The following is a 2,915-nucleotide window of genomic DNA, read 5'->3' as shown; positions in this document are numbered from 1 at the left end:
GCGGGCGTGGGCATCTGGGCGGGCGTGAGCGCTTCGGGCTCGCATGGCGGCACCGCCGTGCCGTCGACGTCCGCCAAGCCCGTTGCGAAGCCTGGCTGGCAGCTGGGGGGTGCTTCGCTGTACGCAACCCAGCAGGTGGGTGCGGCGGTGGATAAGAGTGGCCGGATCTGGGTGGCTGGCGGTTTGACTGACGCGCAACATGCCACGGCGCAGACGGAGTCTTACAACCCCACGACCCGCACCTGGCGCCCGGGCCCGGATCTGCCGTTCCCGCTGCATCACGCGATGATGGTGTCGTACCAGGGCACGGTGTGGGTGATCGGTGGCTTCGAGCCACGGGGCAGCGAGATATACGGGGTCGCCTCCGCCCGGGTGCTGCACCTGAACCCGGCCCAGACCGGCTGGGTTGAGGCACCGTCACTGCACCATGCGCGGGGCGCCGGCGCAGCGGCGGTGGTGGGGAACGAGATCGTCGTGGTCGGCGGGCGGACCGCCGGAACTACCCCCGCGGAGGTCATCCCCACCGAGATTTTCGACGGTGTCAGCTGGCACGACGCCGCCGGCATCCCGGTTCCGGGAGATCACCTAGCGGCCGCGTCGAACGGCAAGTACCTGTACGCCGTCGGCGGGCGCCGGATCGAGGTCACCTCCAACACCGCGGCGGTGCAGCGCTTCGACCCGGCCGCTGACCGGTGGGTCCAGCTGCCGGCCGCGCCGGGCAAGGTCAGCGACTGCGGCGCGGCGATCGTCGGCGGTCGGCTGATCGTCGCCGGAGGCGAAAGCATCGGCACCGTGTTCAGGACCGTCTGGGCGTATGATCTGGCCAGCTCGACCTGGGCCGTCCTGCCGAGCCTGGCCGCACCCCGGCACGGGCTGGGCGTCGCGGCGATCGGCAGCACCCTGTACGCCATCGACGGCGCATCCCAGCCCGGGCACAACGCATCCACCCGCACCCTGCAAACCCTCACCGTGCCCCGGGGGCCCGCTCAGCCGGCCGGGGGCTGGCAGCTGGGGAGTGATTCGCTGTACGCAACCCAGCAGGTGGGTGCGGCGGTGGATCAGAGTGGCCGGATCTGGGTGGCCGGCGGATTGACCGACGCGCAACATGCCACGGCGAAGACCGAGTTCTACGACCCCACGATCGGCGCGTGGAGCCAGGGTCCGAACCTGCCGGTCCCGTTGCATCACGCGATGATGGTGTCGTACCACAACACGGTGTGGGTGATCGGCGGGTTCGAGCCACGGGGCAGCGAGATCATCGGGGTCGCCTCGGCCCGAGTGCTGCACCTGAACCAGAACCTGACCGCCTGGGTTGACGGGCCTCCACTGCACCATGCGCGGGCCGCCGGCGCGGCGGCGGTGGTGGGGAACGAGATCGTCGTGGCCGGCGGGCGGACCGCTGGCACTACCCCCTCAGAGGTCATCCCCACGGAGATTTTCGACGGCACCAACTGGCACGACGCGGCCGGGATCCCGGTTCCGGGAGATCACCTGGCGGCCGCGTCGGATGGCAGGTACCTGTACACCGTCGGCGGGCGCCGGCTCGAGGTCACCTCCAACACCGCGGCGGTGCAGCGCTTCGACCCGGTCGCTGACCGGTGGGTCGAGCTGCCCCCCGCTCCGGGCAAGATCAGCGACGCCGGCGCGGCGATCGTCGGCGGCCAGCTGATCATCGCCGGCGGGGAAAGCATCGGCACCGTGTACAGGACCGTCTGGGCCTATGACCTGGCTAGCTCGACCTGGGCCGTCCTGCCGAGCCTGGCCGCACCCCGGCACGGGCTGGGCGTCGCGGTGATCGGCAGCACCGTGTACGCCATCGACGGCGCGTCCCAGCCTGGGCACAACGCATCCACCCGCACCGTGCAAACCCTCACCTTTCACAGTTAGGGAGATATCCCGTCCGTCGTAGCTGAGCTAATCCGAGATCTCCAGGAGCCGGGTCGCAGTGCTGACCACTTCCTCGCAGACGACACCGCCGGCGCAGGCAAGGGACGTTCCTTTCGCCACCGCCGAGCTTGAGCTCGGCGGCATGCACTGCGGTGCCTGCGCTGCGCGGATCGAGCACGCGCTCGGCCGTGTGCCGGCCGTGGCCAGTGCTTCGGTCAACCTGGCCACGGCCCGGGCGTTCGTCTCCTACAGCGGTTCAGCGGTTAGCGTCGGCGAGCTCTGCCAGATCATCGCCGACGCCGGCTACAGCGCCAAGGCCGTCGATGCCGCCGCTGGATCCGCTCGCCATCAGCACAGCGACCGCTGGGTGCTGCGGGCGATCATCTCCTGGCCCCTGGCGATCGCCGCGTTGCTGGTGTCGCTCCTGCTGCCCCAGACCGCGGGTACGGGATGGATCGTCCTCGTCCTGGCCGTGGTCGTCGAGTTCGCCGGCGGCTGGCCGTTCCTCCGCAACGCCGCTCGCCTGCTGCGTCATGGCGCAGTGAGCATGGACACCCTGATCGCTTTGGGCACGCTCGCCGCGCTCGCCGTGCAGGCCGCGGAAGTCATCGCCGTCGGGGGCCGCCATATCCACGTCGGCAGCGGCGGCGGCGCGTTCGCGGGACGACTGCACTACGCCATGGCGCCGCTCATTGTCGCCGTCTTGGTCAGCGGACGCGCCGCCGAGGCCGGCGCACGCCGCCGCGCCGCAGGCGCCATGCACTCGCTGCTTTCGCTGCGCCCGCCCTTGGCCCGGGTGGTCACCGATCCCGGCAGCGAGCGCGGCGATCTCGTCGCGCCCGAAAGCGTGCCGGTGGGGGCGCTGGTGCGGGTGCGGCCAAATGAGACGATTCCGCTCGACGGGACCGTCGTGAGCGGGTGGTCAGCAGTCGACGAATCTATGCTTACCGGCGAGCCTTTGCCCGTTGACCGCGGCCCCGGTAGCCAGGTCACGGGCGGCACGCGCAACGGGCGGGAGGCGCTCGTCG

General features: G+C 70.9%; 2 protein-coding genes. Both read left to right on the top strand.

Going from position 1 to position 2,915, the window contains the following annotated elements:
* Positions 1-1,887 (top strand): Kelch repeat-containing protein (locus VML93_RS11685; protein WP_325610728.1); only part of this gene is annotated, 1,887 nt, incomplete at its 5' end.
* Between the two features lie 58 nt (positions 1,888-1,945).
* Positions 1,946-2,915, top strand: a 970-nt coding sequence (locus VML93_RS11680; RefSeq protein WP_325610726.1) for a cation transporter, incomplete at its 3' end; no start/stop codon positions are given.

It is taken from the genome of Mycobacterium sp., assembly GCF_035499775.1.
Lineage (GTDB): Bacteria > Actinomycetota > Actinomycetes > Mycobacteriales > Mycobacteriaceae > Mycobacterium.
Note: the sequence above shows the minus strand (reverse complement) of the source record. Positions and strands in the feature narration are given on the sequence as shown.